The 25,665-nt window shown below is 64.7% G+C and carries 23 protein-coding genes; 18 read left to right on the forward strand and 5 right to left on the reverse strand.

Going from position 1 to position 25,665, the window contains the following annotated elements; genetic code table 11:
* Positions 1-98: 98 nt before the first annotated feature.
* The 3 genes from HYH08_RS03450 to nthA are packed head-to-tail and all read right to left on the reverse strand — an operon-like array spanning position 99 to position 1,758.
* Positions 99-476 carry a nitrile hydratase accessory protein gene (locus tag HYH08_RS03450; RefSeq protein WP_220008359.1) on the reverse strand — a complete coding sequence of 126 codons (378 nt, stop codon included), beginning with the start codon at positions 474-476 and terminating at the stop codon, positions 99-101.
* Entirely contained in the window at positions 476-1,135 is a 660-nt protein-coding gene (nthB, locus tag HYH08_RS03455; protein ID WP_220008360.1) for a nitrile hydratase subunit beta, read from the reverse strand. The genes HYH08_RS03450 and nthB overlap by 1 nt, the downstream gene beginning before the upstream one ends.
* Complete coding sequence (gene nthA / locus HYH08_RS03460) at positions 1,132-1,758, reverse strand: nitrile hydratase subunit alpha (protein WP_220008361.1); 627 nt, start codon at positions 1,756-1,758, stop codon at positions 1,132-1,134. The genes nthB and nthA overlap by 4 nt, the downstream gene beginning before the upstream one ends.
* Before the next feature lie 63 nt (positions 1,759-1,821).
* On the opposite strand from nthA, the gene HYH08_RS03465 reads away from it, so the two are divergent.
* The 5 genes from HYH08_RS03465 (at position 1,822) to HYH08_RS03485 (ending at position 7,015) form a co-directional block, all read left to right on the forward strand.
* Entirely contained in the window at positions 1,822-2,580 is a 759-nt protein-coding gene (locus HYH08_RS03465) for a PA4824 family protein (RefSeq protein ID WP_220008362.1), read from the forward strand.
* A 129-nt stretch (positions 2,581-2,709) separates the two neighbouring features.
* A complete protein-coding gene (locus tag HYH08_RS03470) occupies positions 2,710-4,182 on the forward strand; it encodes a DASS family sodium-coupled anion symporter (RefSeq protein ID WP_220008363.1) in 1,473 nt (490 codons plus the stop codon).
* Positions 4,183-4,421: 239 nt separating this feature from the next.
* Complete coding sequence (locus HYH08_RS03475) at positions 4,422-5,558, forward strand: methionine ABC transporter ATP-binding protein (RefSeq protein ID WP_220008364.1); 1,137 nt, start codon at positions 4,422-4,424, stop codon at positions 5,556-5,558.
* A complete protein-coding gene (locus tag HYH08_RS03480; RefSeq protein ID WP_220008365.1) occupies positions 5,548-6,213 on the forward strand; it encodes a methionine ABC transporter permease in 666 nt (221 codons plus the stop codon). The genes HYH08_RS03475 and HYH08_RS03480 overlap by 11 nt, the downstream gene beginning before the upstream one ends.
* Positions 6,214-6,241: 28 nt before the next feature.
* Positions 6,242-7,015 (forward strand): MetQ/NlpA family ABC transporter substrate-binding protein, encoded by a 774-nt coding sequence (locus HYH08_RS03485; protein ID WP_220008366.1) that lies wholly within the window; start codon positions 6,242-6,244, stop codon positions 7,013-7,015.
* A 42-nt stretch (positions 7,016-7,057) separates the two neighbouring features.
* On the opposite strand, the gene HYH08_RS03490 is transcribed toward HYH08_RS03485, so the two are convergent.
* Positions 7,058-7,423, reverse strand: coding sequence for a cupin domain-containing protein (locus tag HYH08_RS03490; RefSeq protein ID WP_220008367.1), 366 nt, complete (start codon positions 7,421-7,423; stop codon positions 7,058-7,060).
* A gap of 568 nt (positions 7,424-7,991) precedes the next feature.
* On the opposite strand from HYH08_RS03490, the gene HYH08_RS03495 reads away from it, so the two are divergent.
* The 3 genes from HYH08_RS03495 to HYH08_RS03505 all read left to right on the forward strand — a co-directional run bounded on the left by HYH08_RS03495 (position 7,992) and on the right by HYH08_RS03505 (position 12,176).
* Positions 7,992-9,980 carry a TonB-dependent siderophore receptor gene (locus tag HYH08_RS03495; RefSeq protein WP_220008916.1) on the forward strand — a complete coding sequence of 663 codons (1,989 nt, stop codon included), beginning with the start codon at positions 7,992-7,994 and terminating at the stop codon, positions 9,978-9,980.
* A gap of 13 nt (positions 9,981-9,993) precedes the next feature.
* Positions 9,994-11,283, forward strand: coding sequence for a siderophore utilization protein FsrB (gene fsrB, locus HYH08_RS03500; protein ID WP_220008368.1), 1,290 nt, complete (start codon positions 9,994-9,996; stop codon positions 11,281-11,283).
* 77 nt (positions 11,284-11,360) lie between these two features.
* Positions 11,361-12,176, forward strand: coding sequence for a hypothetical protein (locus HYH08_RS03505; protein WP_220008369.1), 816 nt, complete (start codon positions 11,361-11,363; stop codon positions 12,174-12,176).
* A gap of 49 nt (positions 12,177-12,225) precedes the next feature.
* Here HYH08_RS03505 and HYH08_RS03510 read toward each other — a convergent pair whose 3' ends face one another.
* On the reverse strand, positions 12,226-13,011 hold the full coding sequence (locus HYH08_RS03510) for an IclR family transcriptional regulator domain-containing protein (protein WP_220008370.1): 786 nt from the start codon (positions 13,009-13,011) through the stop codon (positions 12,226-12,228).
* A 116-nt stretch (positions 13,012-13,127) separates the two neighbouring features.
* Here HYH08_RS03510 and HYH08_RS03515 point away from each other — a divergent pair, with 116 nt between their 5' ends.
* The 10 genes from HYH08_RS03515 to HYH08_RS03560 all read left to right on the forward strand — a co-directional run bounded on the left by HYH08_RS03515 (position 13,128) and on the right by HYH08_RS03560 (position 25,617).
* Complete coding sequence (locus tag HYH08_RS03515; protein ID WP_220008371.1) at positions 13,128-14,345, forward strand: ABC transporter substrate-binding protein; 1,218 nt, start codon at positions 13,128-13,130, stop codon at positions 14,343-14,345.
* 54 nt (positions 14,346-14,399) lie between these two features.
* Entirely contained in the window at positions 14,400-15,350 is a 951-nt protein-coding gene (locus HYH08_RS03520) for a 3-carboxyethylcatechol 2,3-dioxygenase (RefSeq protein WP_220008372.1), read from the forward strand.
* A gap of 43 nt (positions 15,351-15,393) precedes the next feature.
* Positions 15,394-17,205 (forward strand): FAD-dependent monooxygenase, encoded by a 1,812-nt coding sequence (locus tag HYH08_RS03525; RefSeq protein WP_220008373.1) that lies wholly within the window; start codon positions 15,394-15,396, stop codon positions 17,203-17,205.
* Positions 17,206-17,227: 22 nt separating this feature from the next.
* The gene (locus HYH08_RS03530; RefSeq protein WP_220008374.1) at positions 17,228-18,112 is read left to right on the forward strand and encodes an alpha/beta fold hydrolase; all 885 of its coding nucleotides are present in this window, start codon (positions 17,228-17,230) and stop codon (positions 18,110-18,112) included.
* Between the two features lie 11 nt (positions 18,113-18,123).
* Positions 18,124-18,906: a 2-keto-4-pentenoate hydratase gene (locus HYH08_RS03535; protein ID WP_220008375.1), complete on the forward strand. Its 783-nt coding sequence runs from the start codon at positions 18,124-18,126 to the stop codon at positions 18,904-18,906.
* Positions 18,907-18,927: 21 nt separating this feature from the next.
* The gene (locus HYH08_RS03540) at positions 18,928-19,797 is read left to right on the forward strand and encodes a fumarylacetoacetate hydrolase family protein (protein WP_220008376.1); all 870 of its coding nucleotides are present in this window, start codon (positions 18,928-18,930) and stop codon (positions 19,795-19,797) included.
* Complete coding sequence (locus HYH08_RS03545; RefSeq protein ID WP_220008377.1) at positions 19,767-20,546, forward strand: SDR family NAD(P)-dependent oxidoreductase; 780 nt, start codon at positions 19,767-19,769, stop codon at positions 20,544-20,546. The genes HYH08_RS03540 and HYH08_RS03545 overlap by 31 nt, the downstream gene beginning before the upstream one ends.
* 448 nt (positions 20,547-20,994) lie before the next feature.
* Positions 20,995-22,026: a TRAP transporter substrate-binding protein gene (locus tag HYH08_RS03550; RefSeq protein ID WP_220008378.1), complete on the forward strand. Its 1,032-nt coding sequence runs from the start codon at positions 20,995-20,997 to the stop codon at positions 22,024-22,026.
* Between the two features lie 30 nt (positions 22,027-22,056).
* Positions 22,057-23,946: a TRAP transporter large permease gene (locus tag HYH08_RS03555; protein WP_220008379.1), complete on the forward strand. Its 1,890-nt coding sequence runs from the start codon at positions 22,057-22,059 to the stop codon at positions 23,944-23,946.
* 21 nt (positions 23,947-23,967) lie between these two features.
* Complete coding sequence (locus tag HYH08_RS03560; RefSeq protein WP_220008380.1) at positions 23,968-25,617, forward strand: acyl-CoA synthetase; 1,650 nt, start codon at positions 23,968-23,970, stop codon at positions 25,615-25,617.
* The last annotated feature ends 48 nt before the right edge of the window (positions 25,618-25,665 follow it).

A 25,665-nucleotide genomic window follows, 5' to 3' on the forward strand; every position in this document is an offset into this window, starting at 1 on the left:
CAAAGCTCTTGTGCCACGGGGGCCGTCCACATATGGGTCCCGGCTCTGCGCCGCAGCGTTGCACGCTGCAGCGCGTCCGGGACATGAGAGTGAGCGAGCTAGCGAAAATCCTCCGGCGTCAGCTCGATCGGCTTGCCATGCGGCGTCCGGTCCGCGGCATGATCCCAGGCGTCGCGATAGCGGTGCAGGGTGTCCATCGATGCCACGCCCTTGCGGGCGACGAGGCCTTCCAGCGTGGCGAGCCAATGCAGATAATACGTCTCGCCGGTGTCGGGGTCGCCGGCGGCCTGCGCGCGCTTGATCTCGTCGGCGAGGCTTGCTGCCCATTCGGGCCAGGTGAACACGCCGCGCTCGTACAGGCTCAAGGCCATCGCGAACGCATGCGCCTCCCAGGGTGCGCGGAACACCGGGCCGTCGTCATCGCGCGGAATGCTCGGGATTGCCGCCGTCGCAGCGGCCGCAGCGTGACCCCTCATCACGCCGGGTCCAGATACGGCTCGAACGCGTCGATCGACACCTTCGAGGTCGGGTCACCATCGGCGCCCCAGAGATCGCTGGCCTCGAATACCACCGTGTAGAGCCATTGAGGATTCTCGCCGAGCTCCATCGCCGCGGAGTCCGGAAACACGTGGCAGCCATGGTTCAATTCGACGACACCGACATGGCCGCGCACATAACGCGGCAGCCGCGTGTGCGTGGCCGGGTGAATGTTCTTGGCGCGCACCCGGTCGCCGATGTTGAATTTCGCCGGCGCCGGAGCAGGGCGGGCGAACTTGCCGCGCACCATGATGCGCTCGACCTGGGTGGAATCGAACTTGCCGTGCTTGAGCGCCTTGCCGGGCTGCATCGCATGGCCGGCGGCGACTTCCTCCCGCGTCAGGTAGCCCTTCTCGATCAGCATCTCCTCAAGTCCCAAAAACCATTTCTTGTAATAGGAGCTCGAGAGATAAACGTGCGGCGGGATGGTCTCGCGATAGAAGCGCGAGGTGTCGATGTTGAAGGCGCCGGCCGCGCCCATCGCGCGCACCATGGCGAGGACACGCGATTCCCATTCCTCGTGAAACACCGGCTCGTTCGGCTCGGGCTCGACCTTGCCGAACCCGTCCATGCCGCCCATGTCGTGCACGCCGTTCATGAGGGCGCTCCCGGCGTCCTGGGAAAGCCGGTGCCGATCATGGAATCGCGCGTGACGAGTTCGGCGAGCTGTTCCTCGCTCCAGCCCTCGGTCCCCGCGGGCCGCATCGGCAGCACCAGGAAGCGTGTCTCGGCGGTGGAGTCCCAGACCCGGATCTCCACGTCTTTCGGCACGCTCACACCAAAATCGGCGAGCACGCCGCGCGGGTCCTTCACCGCGCGCGAGCGATAGGGCGCGGCCTTGTACCAGACCGGCGGCAGGCCCAGCATCTCCCAGGGGTAGCAGGAGCACAGTGTGCACACGACCATGTTGTGGCGCGCGGGCGTGTTCTCGACCACGACGAGATGATCGCCGACGCGGCTGACATGGCCGAGCGTGCCGATCGCCTTGCTGCCGTCCTCCAGCAGCGCCTTCTTGAAATCGGGGTCGCTCCAGGCTTTTGCCACGACGCGCGCGCCGTTGTGCGGACCGATCTTGGTCTCGTAGGCCTGGATGATGGCATCGAGCGCGGCCGGCTCGATATAGCCTTTCTCGGTCAGGATCGTCTCGAGCGCGCGCACGCGCAGCTCGGTCTCGGACAGCTCGGAATGGTCGTGATCGTGGTCGTGGTGATGCTCGCTCATGTCTTCGAGGATAGTCCCAGAATCCGGGCCTTGTCGAGGCGAAGACTCTGCTAACATCGCGCCATGGGCTGGGCCAGACACACCGGAATATCAGCCGCGATCGCGGCTTTTGTCGCACTCGCGACGCCCGATGCGCACGCCGCGAATGGCGCCTATGCGGTGGATGCCGCTGATATCTCCGAGGTGGGCTCCTGCAAGGTGGAAAGCTGGATGTCGGCGGCGTCCAACACCGACTTCGCCGCCGTCGCCAATCCCTCCTGCGTCGTCGATCCCTTCAGGCCGATCGAGCTGAGCCTGCAGACCATCCGCGCGCGCAGCGATAGCGACTGGAGCACGACGATCGCCCCGAAAGCGAAGACCAATTTCGTTCCGACCGGGGTAGGCCGCTGGGGCTTGTCGGCCTATGGCGGCGGGTCATTCGACGCGGCGACCGGCGAGGCGCTGACCGCCTTTGCCGTCATCCCCGCGACCTTCCGCCTGTCCGAGGTCATGCGCATCAACGTCAACGGCGGCTGGTTGTGGGATCGCACGGTCGACCGTCACTATCTGACCTATGGCATCGGCTTCGACTGGAAGTTCACCGACACCTTACAATGGACCATCGAGGCCTACGGGCAGGCCGGCGCCGCCGAGATCGCCAGCGTCACGCAGCCGCGTTTCCAGACCGGTGTCCGCTACCGGCCGAACGAGATCTTCTCCGTCGATTTGATCTACGGCCGCAATATCACCGGCGAGAACGCCAACTGGATCACCCTCGGCACCACGATCCGGTTTCCGGTCCAGGGCAGCCAGCCGGAGCATCAGCGCACCGGGCATTTGTGAGAGACCGGGGGCCGCAGAGCACCGGCCAGCCCATTGATCACGCCGCGGACAGTCCGTATACGCCGCACAGGGACCAAAGCGGCCCGGCCAACGGGCGGCACGTGATGACGACAATCGAGGGGAGGGCTCATGGCCGCTAGCTCGCAGGCGCCTGAAGGGCAAGCGTTTCGCTGGAAGCTGATCGCGCCGCTCGTGGTATGGCTGGCGATCTATCTGTGGCCGGTGCCTGTCGGCCTCAACGTCAATCAGTGGCACTATTTTGCCGTGTTCGCGGCCGTCATCACCGGGCTCATCCTTGAATCCATGCCGGTCGGCGCGGTCGGCTTCATCGGCCTGACGGTTGCGGGCGTCGCCGGCTATATCGATCCCGATCCCGGCAAGTCGCTGCGCTGGATGCTTGGTGGCTTTGCCGAGAGCACGGTGTGGCTGATCGTCGGCGCCTTCGTGTTCTCGATCGGCTATCGCAAGAGCCAGCTCGGCCGGCGCATTGCGCTGGTGCTGGTGCGGCGGCTCGGCCGCAATACGCTCGGGCTCGGCTACGCGGTGGCGATGTCCGATTTCCTGCTCGCGCCGGCAACGCCGTCCAACACGGCGCGCAGCGGCGGCATCGTCTATCCCATCATCTCCAACATCCCGCGCATCTATGGCTCCGAGCCCGGGCCGACCGCCGGCAGGATCGGCACCTATGTGATGTGGACCGCGTTCGCGGCGACCGCCATCACCAGCTCGCTGTTCTTCACCGCGCTCGCCCCCAATGCGGCGGCGCTGGCGATCGCCAAGAAGACGGTGGGGGTCGAGGTGAGCTGGGGCCAGTGGTTCATCGGCTTCGCGCCGCTCGGCATCCTGCTGATGATCGTCGTCCCGCTGCTCAGCTATGTGGTCTGCCGGCCCGAGGTGAAGCACAGCCCCGAGATTTCCGAATGGGCGGCGAAGGAGCTCGCCGCGATGGGCCCGATGTCGCGCAACGAATGGATCATGCTGGCGCTGATCGTGCTCGCGATGTTTCTGTGGATCGCGGGCTCCAGTCCGGACATCCACGTGCCGCTGCTCGGCTCGAATTTCGTCAATGCCACCACCGTCGTCTTCATCGTGATCTCCTTGATGCTGGTGACCGGCGTGATCGAGTTCGCCGACATCGTCAGCGAGAAGAGCGCCTGGGAGGTGTTCTTCTATTTTACCTCGCTGCTGACGCTGGCGTCCGGCCTCAACGAGATCGGCTTCATCAAATGGTTCGCGACCGAATACGCAAAACCGCTCGCGGGGCTGTCGCCGTCGACCGCGATGATCCTGCTGGTCGCTTTGTTCTTCTGGATCCACTATTTCTTTTCGAGCATCACCTCGCACGCCGCCGCGGTGCTGCCGGTGGTGCTCGCGGTCGGCTCCGGCATCCCCGGCCTGCCGGTCACGACGCTCGCCATGCTCTGCATGTATTCGCTCGGCCTGATGGGCGTGATCTCGCCTTACGCGACGGGCCCCGCGCCGATGTATTTCGGCAGCGGCTATATCGGGAAGGGCCAGTTCTGGGGTTTTGGCCTGCTGTTCGGGCTGGTCTATTTCGCGGGGCTTCTGCTGATCGTCTTGCCCTGGTTGCAGGTTCCCTGAGCCGCGCGGGAGGCTGATACCCCCGGTGGAGGAATATTCTTCTCCGGAGAGGGATTGGGGAAACTTCGTCTAACCCCTCCCAAATATCTGAAATTGCAAGAAAGACCGGAAAAGGCGATGGTGCGTGCTGCGGTGCAGCGCGTCGCCCCTCGCAGGCGGTTTCTCGCTGCTCCACCCCAGCCGCTTGAAGCGACCCGGCTCTTGTTTGCCTTTTGGGGCGGGCGAGAGAATTATTGTGCATGAAGGCCATCTCCATGAACGCCCACCAATCGCTTGCCATCGGACAGCCGATCGCGCCGCCCGCCGCGATTTTGCCTGCCGCCGAGCCGGACGCGATGGTCCGCTTCGAAGCCATCTCGAAGACCTATCCGGCCTATCGCGGCAAGCCCGGCGTCAACGCGCTGCAAAACATCGATTTCGCGATTCCGCGCGGCTCCATCACCGGCGTGATCGGCCGCTCTGGCGCCGGCAAGTCGAGCCTGGTGCGGCTCATCAACGGGTTGGAGAAGCCGACCACGGGCCGCGTCATCGTCGATGGCCGCGATATTTCGGCGCTCGCCGGCCGCGAGCTGCGGCTGGCGCAGCGCTCGATCGGCATGATCTTCCAGCACTTCAACCTGCTGTCCTCGCGCACCGCGGCCGACAACATCGCGCTGCCGCTCGAGATCGCCGGCTGGGCCAAGGCCGACATCAAGACCCGCGTCGCCGAACTGCTCGCACTGGTCGGTATCGCCGACAAGCACGACCGCTATCCGTCAGAGCTCTCCGGCGGCCAGAAGCAGCGCGTCGGCATCGCCCGCGCGCTGGCGACGCGGCCGGACGTGCTGCTGTCGGACGAGGCGACCTCCGCGCTCGACCCGCAGACCACGCGCGCCATCCTCGATCTGCTCGCCAACATCAACCGCGAGCTGGGCGTGACCATCGTGTTGATCACCCACGAAATGTCCGTGGTGCGCCAGCTCGCCAGGGAAGTGGTGGTGCTCGATGCCGGACATGTCGTCGAGAGCGGCCATGTCGCCGACATCTTCACCCATCCGAAGCATCCGATCACGCAATCCTTCCTCGCCGAAGTGACCGGCGACAGCCTGCCGGTCTCGCTGGCGAGCCGGATCGTGGCGGACCCTGCGGCCGGTGGACAGGCCGTGATCCGCATCCATGTGCGCGGGGCAGGGGCCGGCGACACAGTAGTGGCGCGGCTTGCCCGCGAGCTCGGCCTCGACGTCTCATTGCTGTCGGCGCGCATCGACGAGATCGGCGGCCAGCACGTCGGCTCGCTCGTTCTCGGTGTCCCCGGCGGCGAGGGCGTGCAGGCGCGGGTTCTCGCCTGGCTCTCTCAGCATCAATTTTCGGCGGAGCGTCTCGGCTATGTCGCCTGAACTCATCAACCTCATCGTCCAGGCGACCTTCGAGAGCCTGTATATGGTCGGCATTGCCGCGGGTCTCGGCACCGTCTTCGGCCTGCCGCTCGGCGTCTTCCTCGCGACCAGCCGCAAGGGCGAGCTGTTCGCAGCGCCCCTCGTCAATCGCGCGCTCGGCATCGTCGTCAATGCGACGCGCTCGACGCCCTTCATCATCCTCGTCGTCGCCATCATCCCGTTCACGCGGCTCATTGCGGGAACCTCGATCGGCTCGACAGCGGCGATCGTGCCGCTGACCATCGCATCGACGCCGTTCATCGCGCGTCTGGTGGAAGCCGCGATCCGCGAGGTCGACGGCGGCCTCATCGAGACGGCATCCTCGTTCGGGGCATCCCCGATCCAGATCGTGTTCAAGGTGCTGATCCCGGAAGCGCTGCCGGGCCTCTTGCTGGCGCTGACGCTCGCGGTGGTCAGCCTGCTCGGCTACTCCGCCATGGTTGGCGCCGTCGGCGGCGGCGGTCTTGGCGATCTCGGCATCCGCTACGGCTATCAGCGTTTCATGCCGGAGATGATGCTGGCCGTCGTGGTCGTGCTGATCGCGCTGGTGCAGCTCGTCCAGAGCGCGGGCGATTACCTGGCGCGCCGCGTCAACCGCCGGCTGCGACACCGCTAGTTCAAACGTCCTGAAACTGGAGACATCCATGCGTTTTCTCGCAACCCTTGCGGCTGCAGCCTTGCTTGCGACCTCGGCGAGTGCCGAAACCATCCGGGTTGGCGTCACCGCCGGTCCGCACGCCGAGATCCTCGACGTCGTGAAGAAGGTCGGCGCCGAGCGCGGCCTCGACATCAAGGTGGTCGAGTTCACCGACTACGTGATCCCGAACCAGGCGCTGGCCCTGAAGGACCTCGAAGCCAACTCGTTCCAGCACGAACCGTATTTGAAGAACCAGATCTCCAAGACCGGCTGGAAGATCGTCAAGGTCGCGAACACGATCGGATCGCCGCAGGGCGTCTATTCGCAAAAATACAAGAAGCTCAGCGAGCTGCCCGAAGGCGCCCGCGTCGCCATCGCCAACGATCCCTCCAACGGCGCGCGCGGCCTGATGATCCTGGCGCTGCACGGCGTGATCAAGCTGAAGGACCCGAACAACGTCGCCTCCACCATCGCCGACATCACCGACAATCCGAAGAAGCTGCGCTTCGTCGAGCTCGATGCCGCCCAGCTGCCGCGCGCGCTGCAGGACGTCGACGTCGTCTCGATCAACAACAATTACGCGGTGCAGGCCGGCCTCAATCCCGCAACCGACGCGATCGCCCGCGAAAACCCCGATGGTCCCTGGGTCAACATTCTCGCCGTCCGCGAGGAGGACAAGGACAAGCCGTGGGTGAAGCAGCTGATCGAGGCCTATCACTCCGAGCCCGTGAAGGCGTTCCTGGTAACGCGCTTCAAGGGGACGTATCTGCCGACGTGGTGAGGAAACGGGCGCGTCAGGCCGCGAGCCTGGAGAGCCGGTGAGCTAGGCCGCCGGCGGGTAGTACAGAAACTCGATCATCAGACAGCCGTCGCGGGTGAAGAACGGTCCATGCTCGACATGGGCCGGCCTCACCGCGTAGGTGCCGGCTTCCAGCAGCCGCGTTTCCTGCGATGGCGTGCCGATCGACAGCGTGCCCGAGATCAGAAACACCTCCTCGCACCATTCATGCGAGACCGGGTGCTCCACGGATGCCCCGGCGGCCCAGCGTGACAGCCGGGTCACCGCGCCCGATTGGGCCGAATGGTCGAAACGCCCGGACAGGATCTTCTCCTCGACGCCGACATAACCGGGGACGGCGCGCCATCCATCCTCGGCCAGCGCGTTGAAAAACTCCCGATGGTCTTTCATGAACCGACCGAATCCTGCCTCTGCCACGCCGTCATCTCCCAAGCTGATCGAGCTCTGCGCATCATAGCCTCGCTTCATTTGAATTAGTCCAGTTCAAAACGTCTGCGAACAGACGATCGCGCATGGGCGCATTCGCCGCAGCTGCTGCGCACAGCTCTGGAGAGGTTCTAACGTGGTTCCTATCGCGCTCCGAAATCGCCTGCGTTAGGGCGAGGCATCAAAAACGATACCGGCGAAGCCGGCAGTGCGTGGGACCTCGACAGACGTGACAGACTTCCAACTTCCATCGCGCCCTGATGCGCGGCTTCGGCAACTTCAGGTAATTTTCTTCGGCGCCGTCAGCATCGTCGCTCTCATCACGCCCCTTGGTTCCGTGCAGGCGCAGTCGCAGATTCCGTCAGTCGCGGTTGAAGCGCCAGCCCAGCGCGCCCGGCCGGCGGCCGTTGCATCGTCGCGGCAGGCCGCGAGAACACGCACCGCCCGAAGCAGCCGACGTGCTCCGGCGCAGCAGGCGGCGCCGACGCAATCCGCATCGAACGGCGCCAATGGCGAGCGCGCCGGCGGCCCCGTGCGCAGCTTCGTCGCCACGCGCAGCGGCACCGCCACCAAGACCGATACGCCGCTGATCGAGACGCCGCAGTCGGTCTCCATCGTCACCACCGACCAGGTCAGGAATCAAGGAGCGGTCTCGATCGGCGAGGCCTTGCGCTACACTGCCGGCGTCAGCGGCGACGTCAATGGCGGCTCGGACACCCGCTTTGGCGGCCTCCAGATCCGCGGCTTCGACATGACCATGCCCGGCCTCTACATCGACGGCTTGCGGATTCCCGCCAGCAATTATGTGCACTTCAATGGCCTTGATCCCTACGGCGCCGAGCGCCTCGAGGTGCTGAAGGGACCGTCGTCGGCGATGTATGGCGGCAGCGGCACCGGCGGCCTGCTCAACTACGTCACCAAGCTGCCGACCGCGCAGCAGTTCGGCGAGGTCTCGGTCTCCGGCGGCAGCTTCAACCGCTATCAGGGCCAGTTCGATATGGGCGGCCCCGCCAACAAGGAGGGCACCGTGCTGTGGCGCCTGACGGGGGTCGTCCGCGACGGCGAGACCCAGGTCGACTTCAGCAAGGACAACCGTGTCTTCATTGCGCCCGCCGTGACCTTCAAGCCGAACGAGGACACCACCATCACGTTCCTCGCCAATTACCAGCGCGACCGGGCAGGGTGGGGCCTCCAGTTCCTGCCGGCCTCGGGCACAGTCTGGCCGAACAACGGCCGCACCATCCCGGTCTCGTTCTTTGCGGGCGTGCCGAGCTTCGATGCCTTCAACACCGAGATCGCGACGGCCGGTTACCAGCTCTCGCACGACTTCAGCGACACCATCACCTTCCGGCAGAACCTGCGCTACGCCTATCAGCACAACGAGGAGAAGGTGTTTTACGGAGGCGGCTATACCGACGAGGCCGCCGGACAGCTCGCGCGTTATGGAAGCACCAGCAACTCGTACATCAATTCCTTTGCGGTGGACAACCAGCTCCAGGGCAAGTTCACCACCGGCATCCTGAGCCACACGACGCTGGTCGGGGTCGACTATCGCAACACAACCTTCCGCGACACTGCTTTCAGCGTCACGACGTCGGCGCCAGAGGTCAACGTCTTCAATCCGGTCTACAGCTACGACTGGAGCATCGGCGCCATGACCGACAACACCGGCGTCAAGCAATCGCAGACCGGCCTCTACGCGCAGGACCAGATCAAGCTCGGCCGGCTGTCGTTCCAGCTTGGCGGCCGTCAGGACTTCGTGACGACGCAGGTCGACAGCGGTCTCGCCAATACGTCGGTCTCGAAGGATGCCTCGGCCTTCACCGGCCGCGCCGCAATCATGTATAATTTCGACAACGGGATCGCGCCGTATTTCAGCTATTCGGAATCGTTCCTGCCGGTGCTGGCGACGGGACAGGGCGGCCAGATGCTCGATCCCGAGACCGGCGTCCAGTACGAGGTCGGCGTCAAATATCAGCCGCTCGGCTGGAACGCGCTGTTCACCTTCGCCGCCTTCGACCTCACGCGCGACAACGTCGTCACCTATGCGCCCGGATCCGTCTTTGCCGATCAGACCGGGCAGGTGAAGTCGCGCGGCCTCGAGCTCGAAGGTACGATGTCGCTCGCTGACGGCTGGAACCTGCGCGCGGCCTACGCCTATGTCGATGCCGTGGTGACGCAGGATCCGGTGAATGTCGGCAAGGCGCCGGTCACGGTGCCGCTCAACCGCGCTTCGCTGTGGAGCGACTACACGCTCCAGCATGGTCCGCTCGCGGGTCTCCAGTTCGGCGGCGGCATCCGCTATGTCGGCGCGACCTGGGGCGACGATGCCAATACGTTCAAGGTCGGAGCATCGACCGTGCTGGACGCGCTACTCGCCTACACCCAGGACAATTGGCGCCTCTCGCTGAACGTCACCAACCTTGCCGATACGCGTTATGTCGCGGCCTGCTACAGCCTGTCGGGCTGCTTCTATGCGGAGGGGCGCAAGGCGATCGGCAAGCTGACTTACCGCTGGTAGTGAGATCAGAACGATGAGAGCGATCTTCGGCAGGCTGCATCGCTGGGCGGGACTGCTCACGGCCGGCTTCCTGTTCTTCTCCGGCATCACCGGCGCGATCATCTCCTGGGATCACGAGATCGACGACGTTCTGAACAGCCATCTGTTCGACGTCTCGACCAAGGGCCCGGCGATATCCTCGATCGAGCTCGCCAAAATGATCGAGCGGCGCGATCCCAGGGCGCGCGTCGTCTATCTCTTCATGACGCCGGAGCAGGGGCACTCGCTGTGGTTCTTCGTGATGCCGCGGATCGATCCCGCGACCGGCAAACGCTATCCGCTTGATTACAACCAGGTCTTCCTCGATCCCAATACCGGCATCGAGCTCGGCAGGCGCTATTGGGGCGCGGTGTGGCCGGTCACGCGCGAAAACTTCGTCTCGTTTCTCTACAAGCTGCACTACACCATGCACATCCCGGAGTTCTGGGGCAGCGACCGCTGGGGCATGCGCGTGCTCGGGGTGATCGCGATCATCTGGACCATCGACTGCTTCGTCGGCTTCTATCTGACGCTGCCCTCGCGGCGCAGCGCGAGGGCCGTGCAGGCGCCGCAAGTGGCGCGGCAGCTCGAGCGCGGCTTCTGGGCGCGCTGGGCGCCGGCCTGGAGGATCAAGACCTCGGGCAGTGCCTACCGGATCAATTTCGACATCCACCGTGCCTTCAGCCTGTGGACCTGGGGCGCGCTGTTCATCATCGCCTTCACGGCGTTCTCGCTGAACCTCTATTTCGAGGTGTTCTCGCCGATCATGAAGCTGGTGTCGAACTACACGCCGACGCCTTATGAGCAGCGGCCCTATCGCGATCTCGACGATCCGATCGAGCCGAAAATGACCTTCGCCGAGATCGCCGCGCGCGCGGCCGCCGACGGCAAGGCGCGAGGCTGGACCACGCCGGTGGGCGCGCTCAGCTACGGCCCGGCCCATGGCGTCTATGCTGCCGCCTATTTCCATCCCGGCGACGATCACGGCGCCGGCGGCGTCGGGCCGGCGCAGCTCTACCACGACAGCGAGGACGGCCGTCCGCTCGGCGAGCGGCTGCCCTGGGTCGGCACCGCCGCCGACATCTTCGTGCAGGCGCAGTTCCCGCTGCATTCGGGCCGCATCGTCGGACTGTTCGGCCGCATCCTGATCTCGATGATGGGCCTCGTGGTGGCCGCGCTCTCGGTCACCGGCGTTGTGATCTGGTGGCGCAAGCGCCGCGCCCGCATCCGTGTGCGGGAGACGGCGCTCTCGCGGCTGAACCGGCAGTTGACGCCGGCAGAGTAGGGCGCCCGCTCGGCGATGAACCTTCCCGCGCGGCACCGGCACAAAGACTGGAGATCGCTCCAGCCTTCGGACCCTGAATGAGATCGCTTGTTTTGCTCTGCCTACTCGCTTTCGCCGTGCCCGCACACGCCGCCACCCCCGAGCAGCACTATCTCGACCTGCGCGATCGCTACATTGCAAAGTTCTCCAAGGCCAAGGAGAGCGACGAGACTTTCAAGCAGCACGATGCGGCGCTTAACGAGCTGACAGGCTTGCTGCGTGGCCTCGTTGGACCGGTCACGATCAAGGGGCTGCCGGCGGCGGGCAAGTCGAACGCCGACACGCTGTTCAAGGGCGATTCCGGCTTCGGCCATCTCGATGGCCTCGGCTTTGCCTCCGAAGGCGACAAGCTGCAAGCCGTCGTGACCACCACGGGCCTGCTCAAGCACTGGCTGCGCGAGCACCGCGAAGACGGCATGCCGCAGGAGATCGCCGCGGCCTTCAGATCGGAGCGCTTTTATTATCAGGCGATCCAGGACTCCGCCTTTGCCAAATATGCGGAGCTGCCGATCACAAAGCCGGCCGGCGCGAGCGCGGCAGTCGCCGTGCTCGGCGTGCGCGGCAATGGCGACCTGAAGGGCCCGCCGCACGAAATCGACGTCGTCGCGATCCAGGGCGACAAGGTCTACTTCCTCGCGAGCAGCGAGGCCGTGAAGACCGCCGAGATCCCGGCTTGCGAGAAAGTCTGGAAGCAGATGATGGCGAGGAAGACCCCGCAAGACGCCATGGCCAAGGAAGACCGGGCCATGGAGGCCTACACGAAGTGCTTTGCCAAGGAAGCGCCGAGCCAAAGCTGGTTTGCGGGGGCGGTGAAGAAGGCGCAGCGGCAGCTGGAGTTGCTGCTGGCGCGGTAGATTGGCAGGATTAAAGAGGAAACGGCGGCGCGTCCCGACCAGGCCAGAGCTAAACGAGCTTTCCTCTCGCCTTGTTTGCCGCAGACCATCGCCTCTCGATTTCTTTGACGGCGACCTTCATGCTGGGCAGGTACTTCTTCGCGGCGGCTTCCGGCGTCATCGACGACGAGAAGAAGATGAGATTGAGACTGCCGAGCACGGGGCCACCGCCAGGGATGGCGAGCGCGATGGCGCTGATACCGGCCTCTGATCCACCGACCGACGAGGCGTATCCGTCCTCCTTCGTCTGCCGCAGGATTTCGTTGATGAAGCGACGATCCTTCGCCAGGCCTGCGTCTTCCTCGACGAGAGATGCCGTCAGCTCGAGCATCTCGCGGCGCAGCGCAGGCATTGAGGCGGCGAGGATCGCCTTGCCCAAGGCGCTCCGGACTAACGACCTTCTGCGGCCGACCATAGAGCGATGGACGGAGAAGGGACTGAAGGGATGCGTGCTCTCCCGGATAAGGACCGAGCCAAGTTCGAAGACCCCGAAGTCGCTGGGCCACGAAACCTGATCGAGCAGGCCAAACATCGCCGGCAGTGCTGCCTGGCTCGATAGGTCGCGCGACGAAACGCCTTCGCTCAGGGTGCGCACTTGGGGCGTCAACCCGAACAAGGCGTTCGTTTCGTCGAATGTTACGTAGCCGTCTTCGCGCAGCGTATCGAGCAAACGGTAGCAGGTTGTCCGGTTGAGGCCGGTTTTCTTCGCGAGTTGCACCACGTTCGACGGCCCGCTCGCGTTGAGCTCATTGATCAGGGCCAACCCTCGGGAAAGTGCCCTGACGTTGCGGTGCATGATCGCCTCCGGACATGTTCGCAGTGCGAACATTTCACAGTCTCAGATGGAATCATAGTTCAATCGGAGGCAATCCATCCCCGCACGCCTAAAACAGGCGGCGACGGGAGGAAACGATGGTTCATTCAAGGTATTATTTGGCTGCAGCCGTGTGCTTGGCGCTTGCGGCGCCGGCGGCGGCGCAGACCGCCGGAGGCACTCCGAAGCTCAGCGATGGCAAGGTCAAGATCGGCGTACTGACCGACATCGCCGGTCCGACGTCCATGGCGAACGGCAAGGGCTCGGTGGTCGCCGCCCAGATGGCCGCCGAAGACTTCGGCGCCGGTCTGAACGTCGAAGTGATCTCGGCCGACCATTCCGGCAAGCCCGACATCGGATCCCAGATCGCTGGCCGCTGGTTCGACGTGGAAGGCGTCGATGCCGTTGCCGACATGCAGGGCTCGCCGATCGGCTTCGCCGTGCAGAACATGGCCGCGCAGAAGAGCAAGATCATGCTGCTCTCGGGATCGACCTCATCGGACTTCAGCGGCAAGGCCTGTTCGCCGCTCACGGTCCAGTGGACGGTCGATACCTACAATCTCGCGAAGGGCGCCGCCAAGTCCGTGATCGAGGCAGGTGGTACCAAGTGGTACTTCCTGACGGTCGATCAGGCGTACGGCAATGCCCTGACGCGCGATACGTCGGAGCAGGTCAAGCTCAACGGCGGGCAGGTGGTGGGCAACTCCGTGTTTCCGCCCAACACGTCCGACTTTGCATCCTTTCTGCTGACTGCTTCCAGCGCCGGCGCCAACGTCATCGCGATCGCGGCTTCCAGCGGCGATACCGTGACGGCCCTGAAGCAGGCCGATGAGTTCGGGCTGAGCGCAAAAGCCAAGATCGTGCCGCTGCAATCGGTGCTGACGGACGTGCAGGCGGTGGGCCTGAAGATCGCCCACGACGCCTATGAAGTGTCTCCGTTTTATTGGGACCGGACGCCCGAAACGCGTGCTTGGGCCGAGAAATTCTTCGCTAAAGCGAGGCAGATGCCGACCAGTTTCCACGCCGGCGTCTACTCGTCCGTCGCGCACTACCTGAAGGCGGTCAAGGCGACGGGCACCGACGACGCGCCGACGGTGATGAAGCAGATGGAAAAGGAGCGCGTACACGACTTCTTCGCGGCCGACGGCTACATCCGCGAAGATCGCAAGATGATCCACGACATGTACCTGCTCCAGGTGAAGAAGCCCGGAGAGAACAAGGGTGATTGGGATCTCTACAACGTCGTGCAGACGCTGCCTGGTGAAGCCGTCAACCGCCCGCTTTCAGAAAGCTCGTGTCCGCTGGTGAAGAAGTAGCTGGCCGCAGCCAACCGTTCGACAACTCTACTCGGCGTTCGAAGGAATTCGCCCATGTCAGTCGCTATCGTCTGCGCTTCCCATACTCCCCTGATGTACAAGGGGCCTGCCAGCAATGAGACCGAGCAACGCGTCCGAACCGCGTTCGGACGTCTCGGAAGCTTCGTGAAGGAGTTCGAGCCGGACTACATCATCCAGTTCGCGCCCGATCACTTCAACGGCTTCTTCTACGACCTGATGCCCTCGTTCTGCGTCGGAGCCGGAGCCGTCTCCCTGGGCGACTGGGGAGGCGGGACGGGTCCATTGAATGTCCCGGAGAAGACGGCGCTCGAAGTCATCGACCATTTGCGGGCCGAGGATTTCGACGTCGCGTTGTCCTACCGCATGCCGGTCGATCACGGCTTCGTCCAGTTGTGGGAAGCGATGCTCGGGGACTTCAAGTCCATCCCGATCTTGCCGATCTTCGTGAACGCTGCCGCTCCGCCGGTCCCAACCTATCGCCGCGCGCGCCAACTCGGTGAATCCGTTGGCCGCTTCGCGATGCGGTCCGGCAAGCGGGTGCTGTTTGCCGCCTCAGGTGGATTGTCGCACGATCCACCGCTGCCGTCCATCAAGGATGCACCGCCCGAAATCCGTGAACGCCTGATCAACGGCCGGAATCCGACGGCCGAGGCCAAGGAGGCCCGCGAGAAGCGCGTGCTTGAGGCGGGTGTTCTCGCCGAGGCGGGCAAGGGGCCATGCCAACCGCTCAATCCCGAATGGGACGCGGGGTTCATGGACATCCTTCGCAGCGGCCAGATCTGGCGCGCAGACGCGCTCGATACCGGCAAGGTCCGCGAAGTCGCGGGACGCGGCGCCAACGAGGTCCTCGCATGGGTCGCCGCCTTCGGCGCTCTTTCCATGGGCGGCCAATTCGAGATGGACCAGGAATTCTACGAAGCTATTCCGGGGTGGATCGCCGGCATGGCGATGATGGCGGCGAGGCAGGCCGACGGCGCTCATTGATCGACTAAAGCCCGCGCGAATGCGGGCATCGCGGAGCAGGCAAATGGCATACGAAACGGACGTGCTCATCATCGGCGCCGGCCCCACGGGCTCGACGACCGCCCTGGCGCTCGCCAATTGCGGCGTTCGCAGTCACATCGTATCGCGCGGCAACTGGATGGCCGACAGCCCGCGCGCCCACATCACGAACCAGCGCGCCAACGAGGTCTTCCGCGATCTCGGGATCGCAGAGGACGTAGCCCGGTACGCGAGCCCCTGGGAACTCATGGGCGACACGACCTTTACGACCAGCCTGGCCGGCTCCGAACTGATCCGGATGCGGACGTGGGGGACCGGCGACGACCGCCGCGGCGATTATCTGCGCGCAAGCCCCTGCGGCATGGTCGACATCATCCAACCATTGCTCGAGCCAATTCTATTCCAAAAGGCAGCGGAGAAGGGCGCGACCTTCGCGTTCAACACCGAGTACATCCGGCATGAGCAGGATGCGGACGGTGTGACGGCCACGCTGCGCGATCGCCTGGACGGGCGAGAGTACACCGTCCGCGCCCGTTATATGGTCGGCGCGGACGGCGCGCGCTCGATGGTGGTGGACCATCTGGGCTTGCCGATCGAAGGCCAGATGGCGCGCGCTGGCACCGTCTACACCGTCTTCAACTGTGACCTGACCAAATACAGCAAACACCGGCCCAGCATCCTGAACTGGATCGTGACGCCGGATGCGAGCTTCGGTGAGATCGGAATGGGCCTGCTGCGGGCCGTGCATCCGTGGACGCAGTGGATCGCCGGTTGGGGTTTCGACATCAGCAAGGGCGAGCCGGACCTGTCGCCGGAAGCGATCATTCCGAAGATCAAGGTGCTGATAGGAGATCCATCGGTCGACATTGACATCGTCCGGACGTCGATCTGGTACGTGAACCAGGCCTATGCGACCGAGTATTCGAAAGGCAGGGTGCACTGCGGCGGCGATGCGGTCCACCGGCACCCGCCGTCGAGCGGATTGGGAAACAACACCTGCGTTCAGGACGCCCACAACCTCGGTTGGAAGCTCGCCTACTCGGTAAAGGGCTGGGCCGGTCCGAAGCTGCTGGAAAGCTACTCGCAGGAGCGGGCACCGGTCGGAAAGCAGATCGTGCTGCGGGCGAACCAGTCCCGGCTCGATTACGCCCCGCTGAACGCGTGCTTCAGGGTGCAGGGCGCCGAGAACCCGGTCGCGGCCGGCATCGCGCGCTTCCGCGATCCGGGTCCGGATGGTGTGGCCGCCCGGAAGGCGGCGCAGGCCGCGCTGGACCTGAAGCAAACCGAATTCAATGCCCAGGGAACCGAGATGAACCAGCGGTACGAATCCTCGGCCGTGATTCCAGACGTCGGTGCCAAGCCGGAGGAGTGGCGGCGCGATCGCGGCCTCTACAATCAGCCGACCTCGCGCCCGGGTGCCAAGATCCCGCATGCATGGCTCGTCGACCGTCAGGGCTTGCGCGTGTCGACGCTCGACGTGACCGGAAAGGGCCTCTTCACTGTCGTGACCGGCCTCGCCGGCGGGGCATGGAAGGAGGCGGCGCTGCGCCTCGATCTGCCATTCCTCCGCGTCGTGGTGACGGGCTCGCCGGAGGCGCAGGACCTCTATTGCGAGTGGCAGCGCATCCGCGAGATCGAGGAAGCTGGAGTTCTGCTGGTTCGCCCCGATGGCGTCGTCGCCTGGCGAGACATCGAGGGGACGTCGGACGCAAGCGTGGCCCTCGGCCGGCTCAGTGCAGCCATCCGGACGGTCCTCGATCTCCCAGACCTCTCGGCCATCCCGCGCGAGAAACCTTCCTCTCCGACGAAACCCAGCGGCACGCCGCTTTTCGCCTGACATCAACGAACGAGATCCAGCTATGAGCGACGACAACAGACCAGCAAACTTTTCCAGCGTCTGGGCCGATCTGAGGGGCGTTTCCTTCAAACAGCACTTCATCGACGCCGGCGGAATTCGGACCCGCTGTATCGAGTCGGGCGACCCGTCCAAGCCGCTCGTGTTGGCGCTGCACGGCGTCGGCGGCCATGCCGAGGCATATTCCAGAAACTTCGGTCCGCACGCCGATCATTTCTGGTTCGTCGCCATCGACATGCTGGGACACGGCTGGACCGACAAGCCGGCCATCGACTACCAGGTCAAAGACTACGCTGACCATGTGCTCGCTGTCCTCAAGACGCTCGGCAGAGACAAGGCGATGATCAGCGGTGAATCGCTGGGGGGCTGGGTCGCAACCTACCTGGCCGTGCATCATCCCGCCACGGTCGCGAAGCTCGTTCTCAACACCGCCGGCGGCTGGACAGCGCACCCCCAGGTGATGGAGCGGTTGAAGAAGCTGTCCAACGAATCTGCATCCGATCCCTCCTGGGAGCGGATCAAGACGCGCCTCGAATTCCTGATGTGCGACAAGAGCATGGTTTCGGACGATCTGATCGAGACCCGTCGCGCGATCTACGCGCAGCCCGGATTCGCCGACACGATGAAGCGGATCATGTGCCTGCAGGAGATGGAAATCCGCCGGCCCAATATGATCACCGCCGACCAATACCGGTCGATCAAAGCGCCGACCATGGTCGTATGGACCTCGCATGATCCGACCGCGACGCCCGAGGAGGGGAAGCAGATCGCGAACATGATTCCGGGCTCGAAATTCGTGGTCATGAACCGCTGCGGACACTGGCCCCAATTCGAGGACGCCGAGCAGTTCAATCGGCTCCACATCGAATTCCTCCGGACCGGCAAATAAGGATCGTTCAGATGAACCAGCAAGCCAGGCACAGTGAACTCGCCGCTCAGATCCGCGCCGCTTACGCCGGCACTCCGATCGCGCCCATCCGGCCGCAGTTGGCGGACCTCGACGTCGATGGGGCCTACGCGATCCAGCAGGAGAACACGGCGCATTGGGAGAAGGAAGGCCGGCGCGTGGTCGGAAGCAAGATCGGGCTGACATCGCGCGCGGTGCAGAAGCAGCTCGGGGTCGATCGTCCCGACTTCGGAGTTCTGTTCGCTGACATGATCGTCGGCGAGGACGAGCCTGTCGCTGCTGGGCGTGTTCTTCAGCCGAAGATCGAGGCGGAGGTGGCTTTCCTTCTTGATCGGGACGTCGAGGTCGAGGCACCCACGGTGGCCGACGTGCTGCGCGCGGTGGCCTACGCGATGCCCGCCCTCGAGATCGTCGGCAGCCGCATCACCAATTGGGATATCGGCATCGTCGATACTGTCGCCGACAATGCGTCGTCGGGTCTCTTCGTCCTCGGAGGGCCCGTCCGCCGGCTGGATGGCTTGGATCTCCGTGCCCTCCAGATGCAGATGACGAGTAAGGACGAGGTCGTCTCGAAGGGGACGGGCGCGGCCTGTCTCGGCAATCCGCTCAACGCGATGGCCTGGCTCGCCGGCGAATTGGCCCGTCGCAAGCGGCCGCTGCGCGCCGGCGACGTCGTGCTCTCCGGAGCGCTCGGTCCGATGGTCGCGGTGAACCCGGGGGACGCGTTCGAGGCCAACATCGCGGGGCTTGGCACCGTCTCGGCGCGGTTCGCCTGAGCGCGTCCGAGGTAACACCAAATGAAGCTCGTGAGATTCGGCAATCCCGGCGCCGAAAAGCCGGGGCTCGTCGACGACCAAGGGCGTCTGCGCGACCTGTCGAGTGTCATCGCCGACCTCGCCCCCGCCACCTTGTCGCGGTCAGCCTTACAGAGGATCGCTGCGATCGCTCCATCCACGCTTCCGCTCGTCGCCGGCGAGCCACGTTTTGGCGTGCCGATTGCGGGCGTTGGAAAATTCATCGCGATCGGCCTGAACTATGTCGATCATGCGGGGGAGGCGAACCTCCCGCTGCCGTCCGAGCCTATCGTCTTTCAGAAGGCGATCACCTCGCTCAGCGGACCGAACGACGATGTCGTTCTGCCGAAAGGCTCGAAGAAGTCCGACTGGGAGGTGGAGCTCGGGATCGTGATCGGCACGCGAGCTTCCTACGTCGAGCGAGCCGACGCGCTCGCTCACGTTGCCGGCTACTGCATCGTGAACGACGTGAGCGAGCGCGAGTACCAGATGGAGCGCGGCGGCACGTGGGACAAGGGCAAGGGCTGTGACACCTTCGGTCCTGTCGGACCATGGCTGGTGACCACGGACGAGGTCACCGCCCCCCTGGCGCTCGACCTCTGGCTCGACGTCAACGGGCAACGCATGCAGGCGGGCAACACCCGGACCATGATCTTCGACTGCGCCGAGATCGTCAGCTACGTCAGCCACTTCATAACGCTGATGCCCGGTGACATCATTGCGACTGGCACGCCGCCCGGCGTAGGCATGGGCAAGAAGCCTGCAGCGATCTATCTCAAGCCGGGCGACGTCATGACGCTCGGCATCGAGGGTCTCGGAACGCAACGTCAGCGAACCCGAGAATGGCCGCCGGCTGCGGGGCCGCGGTCGTGACGGTCTATAGCGGAAGATTTGAAGGACGAACGGCCGTCGTTACAGGTGCGGCGTCCGGCATCGGTCGCGACGTGGCGCGTCGCCTGGCGGCCGAGGGCGCCCGAGTCTCCATGTGGGACCTGAACGCCTCCGTCCTCGCCGCCGCAGCGGCGGGGGCCGGAGCAGCATACACGCAGTCCGTCGACGTCGCGGAGGAAGACGCAGTCGATGCGGCCATGCGGCGGAGCATCGACGACCTGGGTGGCCGGCTTGACATTCTGGTCGCCAGTGCCGGTATCACGGGGCCGAACGGAGCCGTGAAGGACTACCCGGGCAGCGATTGGCGCAAGGTCTTCGACGTCAACGTCAACGGAGCCTTCTACTGCAACCGCGCCGCTGTCCGCGCGATGGAGAAGGGCGGCTACGGTCGCATCGTCAACGTCGCCTCGGTCGCGGGCAAGGAAGGCAACCCGAACGCTTCGGCCTACAGTGCGTCCAAGGCCGCCGTGATCGCACTCACCAAATCGCTGGGCAAGGAAACGGCCACGACCGGCATCCGGGTCAACTGCATAACACCGGCGGCGATCAGAACGCCGCTGTTCGACCAGATGACGCCCCAGCACATCGATTTCATGCTTTCGAAGATTCCGCTCGGACGGTTCGGGGCGATCGAGGAAGCGTCATCCCTCGTCTGCTGGCTCGCGAGCGAGGAGTGCTCGTTCAGTACGGGGGCCGTATTCGACCTCTCAGGCGGACGAGCGACCTACTAGCTGGGTTTTGCGTCATGTTCGGCCGATCACGCGCCCCACAATTCTGTGCGCGTCATAGGGGACAGACTCAGAATTGCCGAAAACAAACTCGGATCAGAGAGAAGGTTCAGTCAGGCTTACCTACATCCACGATTCGCATAAGGTATATTATGGAATATATTTATCTACAATTAGATCAGACCTTTAGCGGGAAATCCTGCCACGGCGCCTTCGCTCCAGCGCCGTTTGTGGTCCTTCGCTCGACCATCCTGCCGACGCTTGACGGCTACTGTGCATGGGGTTGTTTTCGCATTTTTAGATCCAGCGCCTGTGGCGAAAGCCGATATTGCCGTGACGTTGTCCGGCTGCAATAAGCGAGGCTTCGCGAGATCGCAGATGACCTTCTGACCTGACGTCCGTATAGGTTTGCATCTCACAACAAAAACAAACCTTCCGAGGAAGCAGACCCATGGTTCTTTCTACGCGTTTCTCCCGACGCACGCTCCTGAAGGCCTCCGCCGCGACCGCGGTCCTGGGCGGCCTCAGCGCGCCCCATGTGGCCCGGGCCCAGAGTGCCGAGTTTACCTACAAATACGCCAACAACCTGCCGGACACCCATCCGATGAACGTCCGCGCCCGGGAGATGGCCGCGGCGATCAAGACCGAGACAGGCGGCAAGTTCGACCTCCAGATCTTCCCGAACAACCAGCTCGGCTCCGACACCGACATGCTGAGCCAGATCCGCTCCGGCGGCGTCGAGTTCTTCACGCTGTCGGGCCTGATCCTGTCGACCCTGGTGCCGGCCGCGTCCATCAACGGCATCGGCTTCGCGTTCCCGGATTATCCCACGGTCTGGAAGGCCATGGACGGCGATCTCGGCGGCTTCGTCCGCGGCGAGATCAAGAAGGCCGGCCTCGAGGTCATGGACAAGATCTGGGACAACGGCTTCCGCCAGACCACGTCGTCGTCCAAGCCGATCAGCGGCCCCGACGATTTCAAGGGCTTCAAGATCCGCGTGCCGGTGTCGCCGCTGTGGACCTCGATGTTCAAGGCGTTCGACGCGGCGCCCGCCTCGATCAATTTCGCCGAGGTCTATTCCGCGCTCCAGACCAAGATCGTCGAGGGCCAGGAGAACCCGCTGGCGATCATCTCGACCGCCAAGCTCTACGAGGTGCAGAAGTACTGCTCGCTGACCAACCACATGTGGGACGGCTTCTGGTTCCTGGCCAACCGGCGCGCCTGGAGCGCGCTGCCCGAGGACATCCGCACCATCGTCGCCAAGAACATCAACGCCGCCGCCGTCAAGGAGCGTGAGGATACCGCCAAGCTCAATGCGAACCTCCAGCAGGAGCTCGCGGGCAAGGGCCTGACCTTCAACCAGCCCACGGTCGCGCCGTTCCGCGACAAGCTGCGCACCGCCGGCTTCTATGCCGAGTGGAAGGGCAAGTATGGCGACCAGGCCTGGGACCTGCTGGAGAAGGCCGTCGGCAAGCTGTCGTAGCGCATTGGGGCCGCCGAGGCTCGTATCAGGATGGCTCATGTCGAGGTTCAGGTGACCGAAATGGCGGGCGAGGTGGCTGTTCAGCCCCCTCGCCGATCCCGGTTGCTGGCCTCGCTCGAGCGCATCCTCGGCCTTGCCGTCGAGATCCCGGCGGCGATCCTGGTGGTCGCCGAGATCGTGATCCTGTTTGCCGGCGTGGTCGCGCGCTACGGCGTGCACCGGCCGCTGATCTGGTCGGACGAGCTCGCCTCGATCCTGTTCCTGTGGCTGGCCATGCTGGGCGCGGCGGTCGCGTTCCGCCGCTCCGAGCACATGCGCATGACCGCGATCGTCGCCAGCACGCGGCCGGCCACGCGCGCCTGGCTCGACCTGGTCGCGACCTGCGCGGCGCTGGCGTTCCTGATTCTGATCGTCTGGCCGTCCGCCGAATACGCCTACGAGGAAAGCTTCATCACCACGCCGGCACTGCAGATCTCGAACATGTGGCGCGCCGCCGCGCTGCCGTCAGGCATCTGCCTGATGACGGTGTTCGCCTTGCTGCGGCTGCTGCGCGCCGCCGATCTCCGGACGGTGCTGACAGCCGTGATCACCGTGGCCGTCATCGTCGGCCTGTTCTGGCTGGCGCAGCCTTATCTGCGGCCGCTCGGCAATCTCAACCTCGTCATTTTCTTCGTCGGCGTCGCCGGCTTCTGCGTGTTCGCCGGCGTTCCCATTGCGTTCGGCTTTGGGCTGGCGATCTTCGGCTATCTGGCGCTGACCACGCGCACGCCGGTGATGGTGCTGGTCGGACGGATGGACGAGGGCATGAGCCATCTCATCCTGCTCTCGGTGCCGCTGTTCGTGTTCCTGGGGCTGCTCATCGAAATGACCGGCATGGCGCGGGCCATGGTGGCGTTCCTGGCAAGCCTGCTCGGACACGTCCGCGGCGGCCTCAATTACGTGCTGGTCGGCGCCATGTACCTGGTCTCCGGCATCTCGGGCGCCAAGGCGGCCGACATGGCCGCGGTCGCACCCGTGCTGTTTCCGGAGATGAAGCAGCGCGGCGCCAAGCCCGGCGATCTCGTCGCGCTGCTGGCGGCAACCGGCGCGCAGACCGAAACCATTCCGCCGAGCCTCGTGCTGATCACCATCGGCTCGGTCACGGGTGTCTCGATCGCGGCGCTGTTCACCGGCGGCCTCCTCCCCGGCGTCGTGCTCGCGATCACACTGTGCATGCTGGTGTGGTGGCGCTACCGCCATGAGGACATGAGCCATGTCCGCCGCGCCACGGCCTCCGAAATCGGCAGGACCTTCATCGTCGCCCTGCCCGCGCTCGCCCTGCCTTTTGTCATCCGCTACGCCGTGGTCGAGGGCATTGCGACCGCCACCGAGGTCTCCACCATCGGCATCGTCTATGGCGCCCTGGTCGGCCTCCTCGTCTACCGCCGCTTCGACTGGCGGCGGCTGTTTCCGATGCTGGTCGAGACCGCCGCGCTGTCGGGCGCGATCCTCTTGATCATCGGCACCGCCACAGGCATGGCCTGGGGCCTGACGCAATCCGGCTTCTCGCGCTCGCTGGCCGCCGCCATGACGGGACTGCCCGGGGGAGCCGCGACCTTCATCGCGGTCTCCATCCTGGCCTTCACCATTCTCGGCAGCGTGCTGGAAGGCATTCCGGCGATCGTGCTGTTCGGCCCGCTGTTGTTTCCGATCGCCCGCGCCGTCGGCGTGCACGAGGTGCACTATGCCATGGTGATCATTCTGGCCATGGGTATCGGGCTATTCGCCCCGCCGTTCGGCGTCGGCTATTATGCCGCCTGCGCCATCGGACGCGTCGATCCGGCCGAGGGCATCAGGCCGATCTGGGGCTATCTGCTGGCGCTGCTGGTGGGATTGATCGTCGTCGCGATCTTCCCCTGGATCTCGATCGGATTTCTTTGATGCGGTTTAAGGAGGATGTCGATGAGTGAGCGGCAGAACCCGTACAATATCGGCCTCGACAAGACGCCGGCCAACTACGTGCCGCTGACCCCGCTGAGCTTCCTCGCGCGCAGCGCCGCGGTCTATCCCGATCACGTCAGCACCGTCTATGAGGGCCGGAGCTTCACGTGGGCGCAGACCCATGAGCGCTGCAAGCGCTTCGCGTCCTATCTCGCCGGCAAGGGCATCGGCGTCGGCGACACCGTGGCGGCGATGCTGCCGAACATCCCCGCGATGAACGAGGCGCATTTCGCGGTGCCGATGACCGGCGCCGTGCTCAACGCGCTCAACATCCGCCTCGATGCGCCCTCGATCGCGTTCCAGCTCGATCATGGCGGCGCCAAGATCATCCTGGTCGATCCTGAATTCTCAGGCGTGATCACCGATGCGCTGGCGCAGATGAAGGGACCGAAGCCGCTGGTGGTCGACGTCGACGATGCCGCCTTCAAGGGCGGCAAGCGCATCGGTGAGATCGAGTACGAGGCCGCGCTCGCGATGGGCGATCCTGATTTCGCCGCGATCCGACCGAGCGACGAATGGGACGCGATCGCGCTGAGCTACACCTCAGGCACCACGGGCAATCCCAAGGGTGTCGTGACGCATCATCGCGGCGCGTATCTGAACGCCGTCAGCAACATCCTCGCCGACAATCTCGGCCAGCATCCGGTCTATCTCTGGACGTTGCCGATGTTCCATTGCAACGGCTGGTGCTTCCCGTGGACCATGGCCGCCGCCGCCGGCATCAATGTCTGCCTGCGCAAGGTCGAGCCGACCAAGATCTTCGAGCTGATCAAGACGCACGGCGTCACCCACATGTGCGGCGCGCCGATCGTCTACAACACCCTCATCAACGCACCCGACGCGCCGAAAGGCAGCGCTGCCCGCCGCGTTGTCGGCCTGATCGCCGGCGCCGCGCCGCCGGTCGCCGTGCTGGAAGGCGCCGAGAACATCGGCATCAAGCTGACGCATGTCTACGGTCTGACCGAGGTCTACGGCCCCGCCTCCGTCTGCGCCGAGCAGCCCGGTTGGGACGAGCTTCCGGCCGCCCACCGCGCGCGCATGAAGCGCCGCCAGGGCGTGCCCTACCCGCTCGAGGAAGCCGTCACCGTCATCAATCCGCAGACCATGGAAGAGGTGCCGCGCGACGGCGAGACCATCGGCGAGGTCATGTTCCGCGGCAACATCGTGATGAAGGGCTACCTCAAGAACGAGAAGGCGACGAAGGAAGCCTTCGAGGGCGGCTGGTTTCACACCGGCGATCTCGGCGTGCTCGACGAGCACGGCTACGTCATCATCAAGGACCGCTCCAAGGACATCATCATCTCCGGCGGCGAGAACATCTCCTCGGTCGAGGTCGAGGACATCCTTTACAAGCACCCGGCCGTGCTGTTCGCCGCCGTGGTCGCAAAGCCCGATCCGAAATGGGGCGAGGTGCCTTGCGCCTTCGTCGAGCTGAAGGACGGCGCCAGCGCGACCGAGGCCGACATCATCGCCTTCTGCCGCACGCATATGAGCGGCTTCAAGACGCCGAAGGCGGTCGTGTTCGGACCGATCCCGAAGACGTCCACGGGTAAGATCCAGAAATTCCTGCTGCGCAACGAGGTGGGATCGGCCAAGGCGATCACGGCCTGACTGATCTCGACGCGGCGCGAGCGGTCCCTGCCCGCCCGCGCCGCGATG

It is taken from the genome of Bradyrhizobium sp. BR 10289, assembly GCF_019455385.1.
Taxonomy (GTDB): Bacteria; Pseudomonadota; Alphaproteobacteria; order Rhizobiales; family Xanthobacteraceae; genus Bradyrhizobium.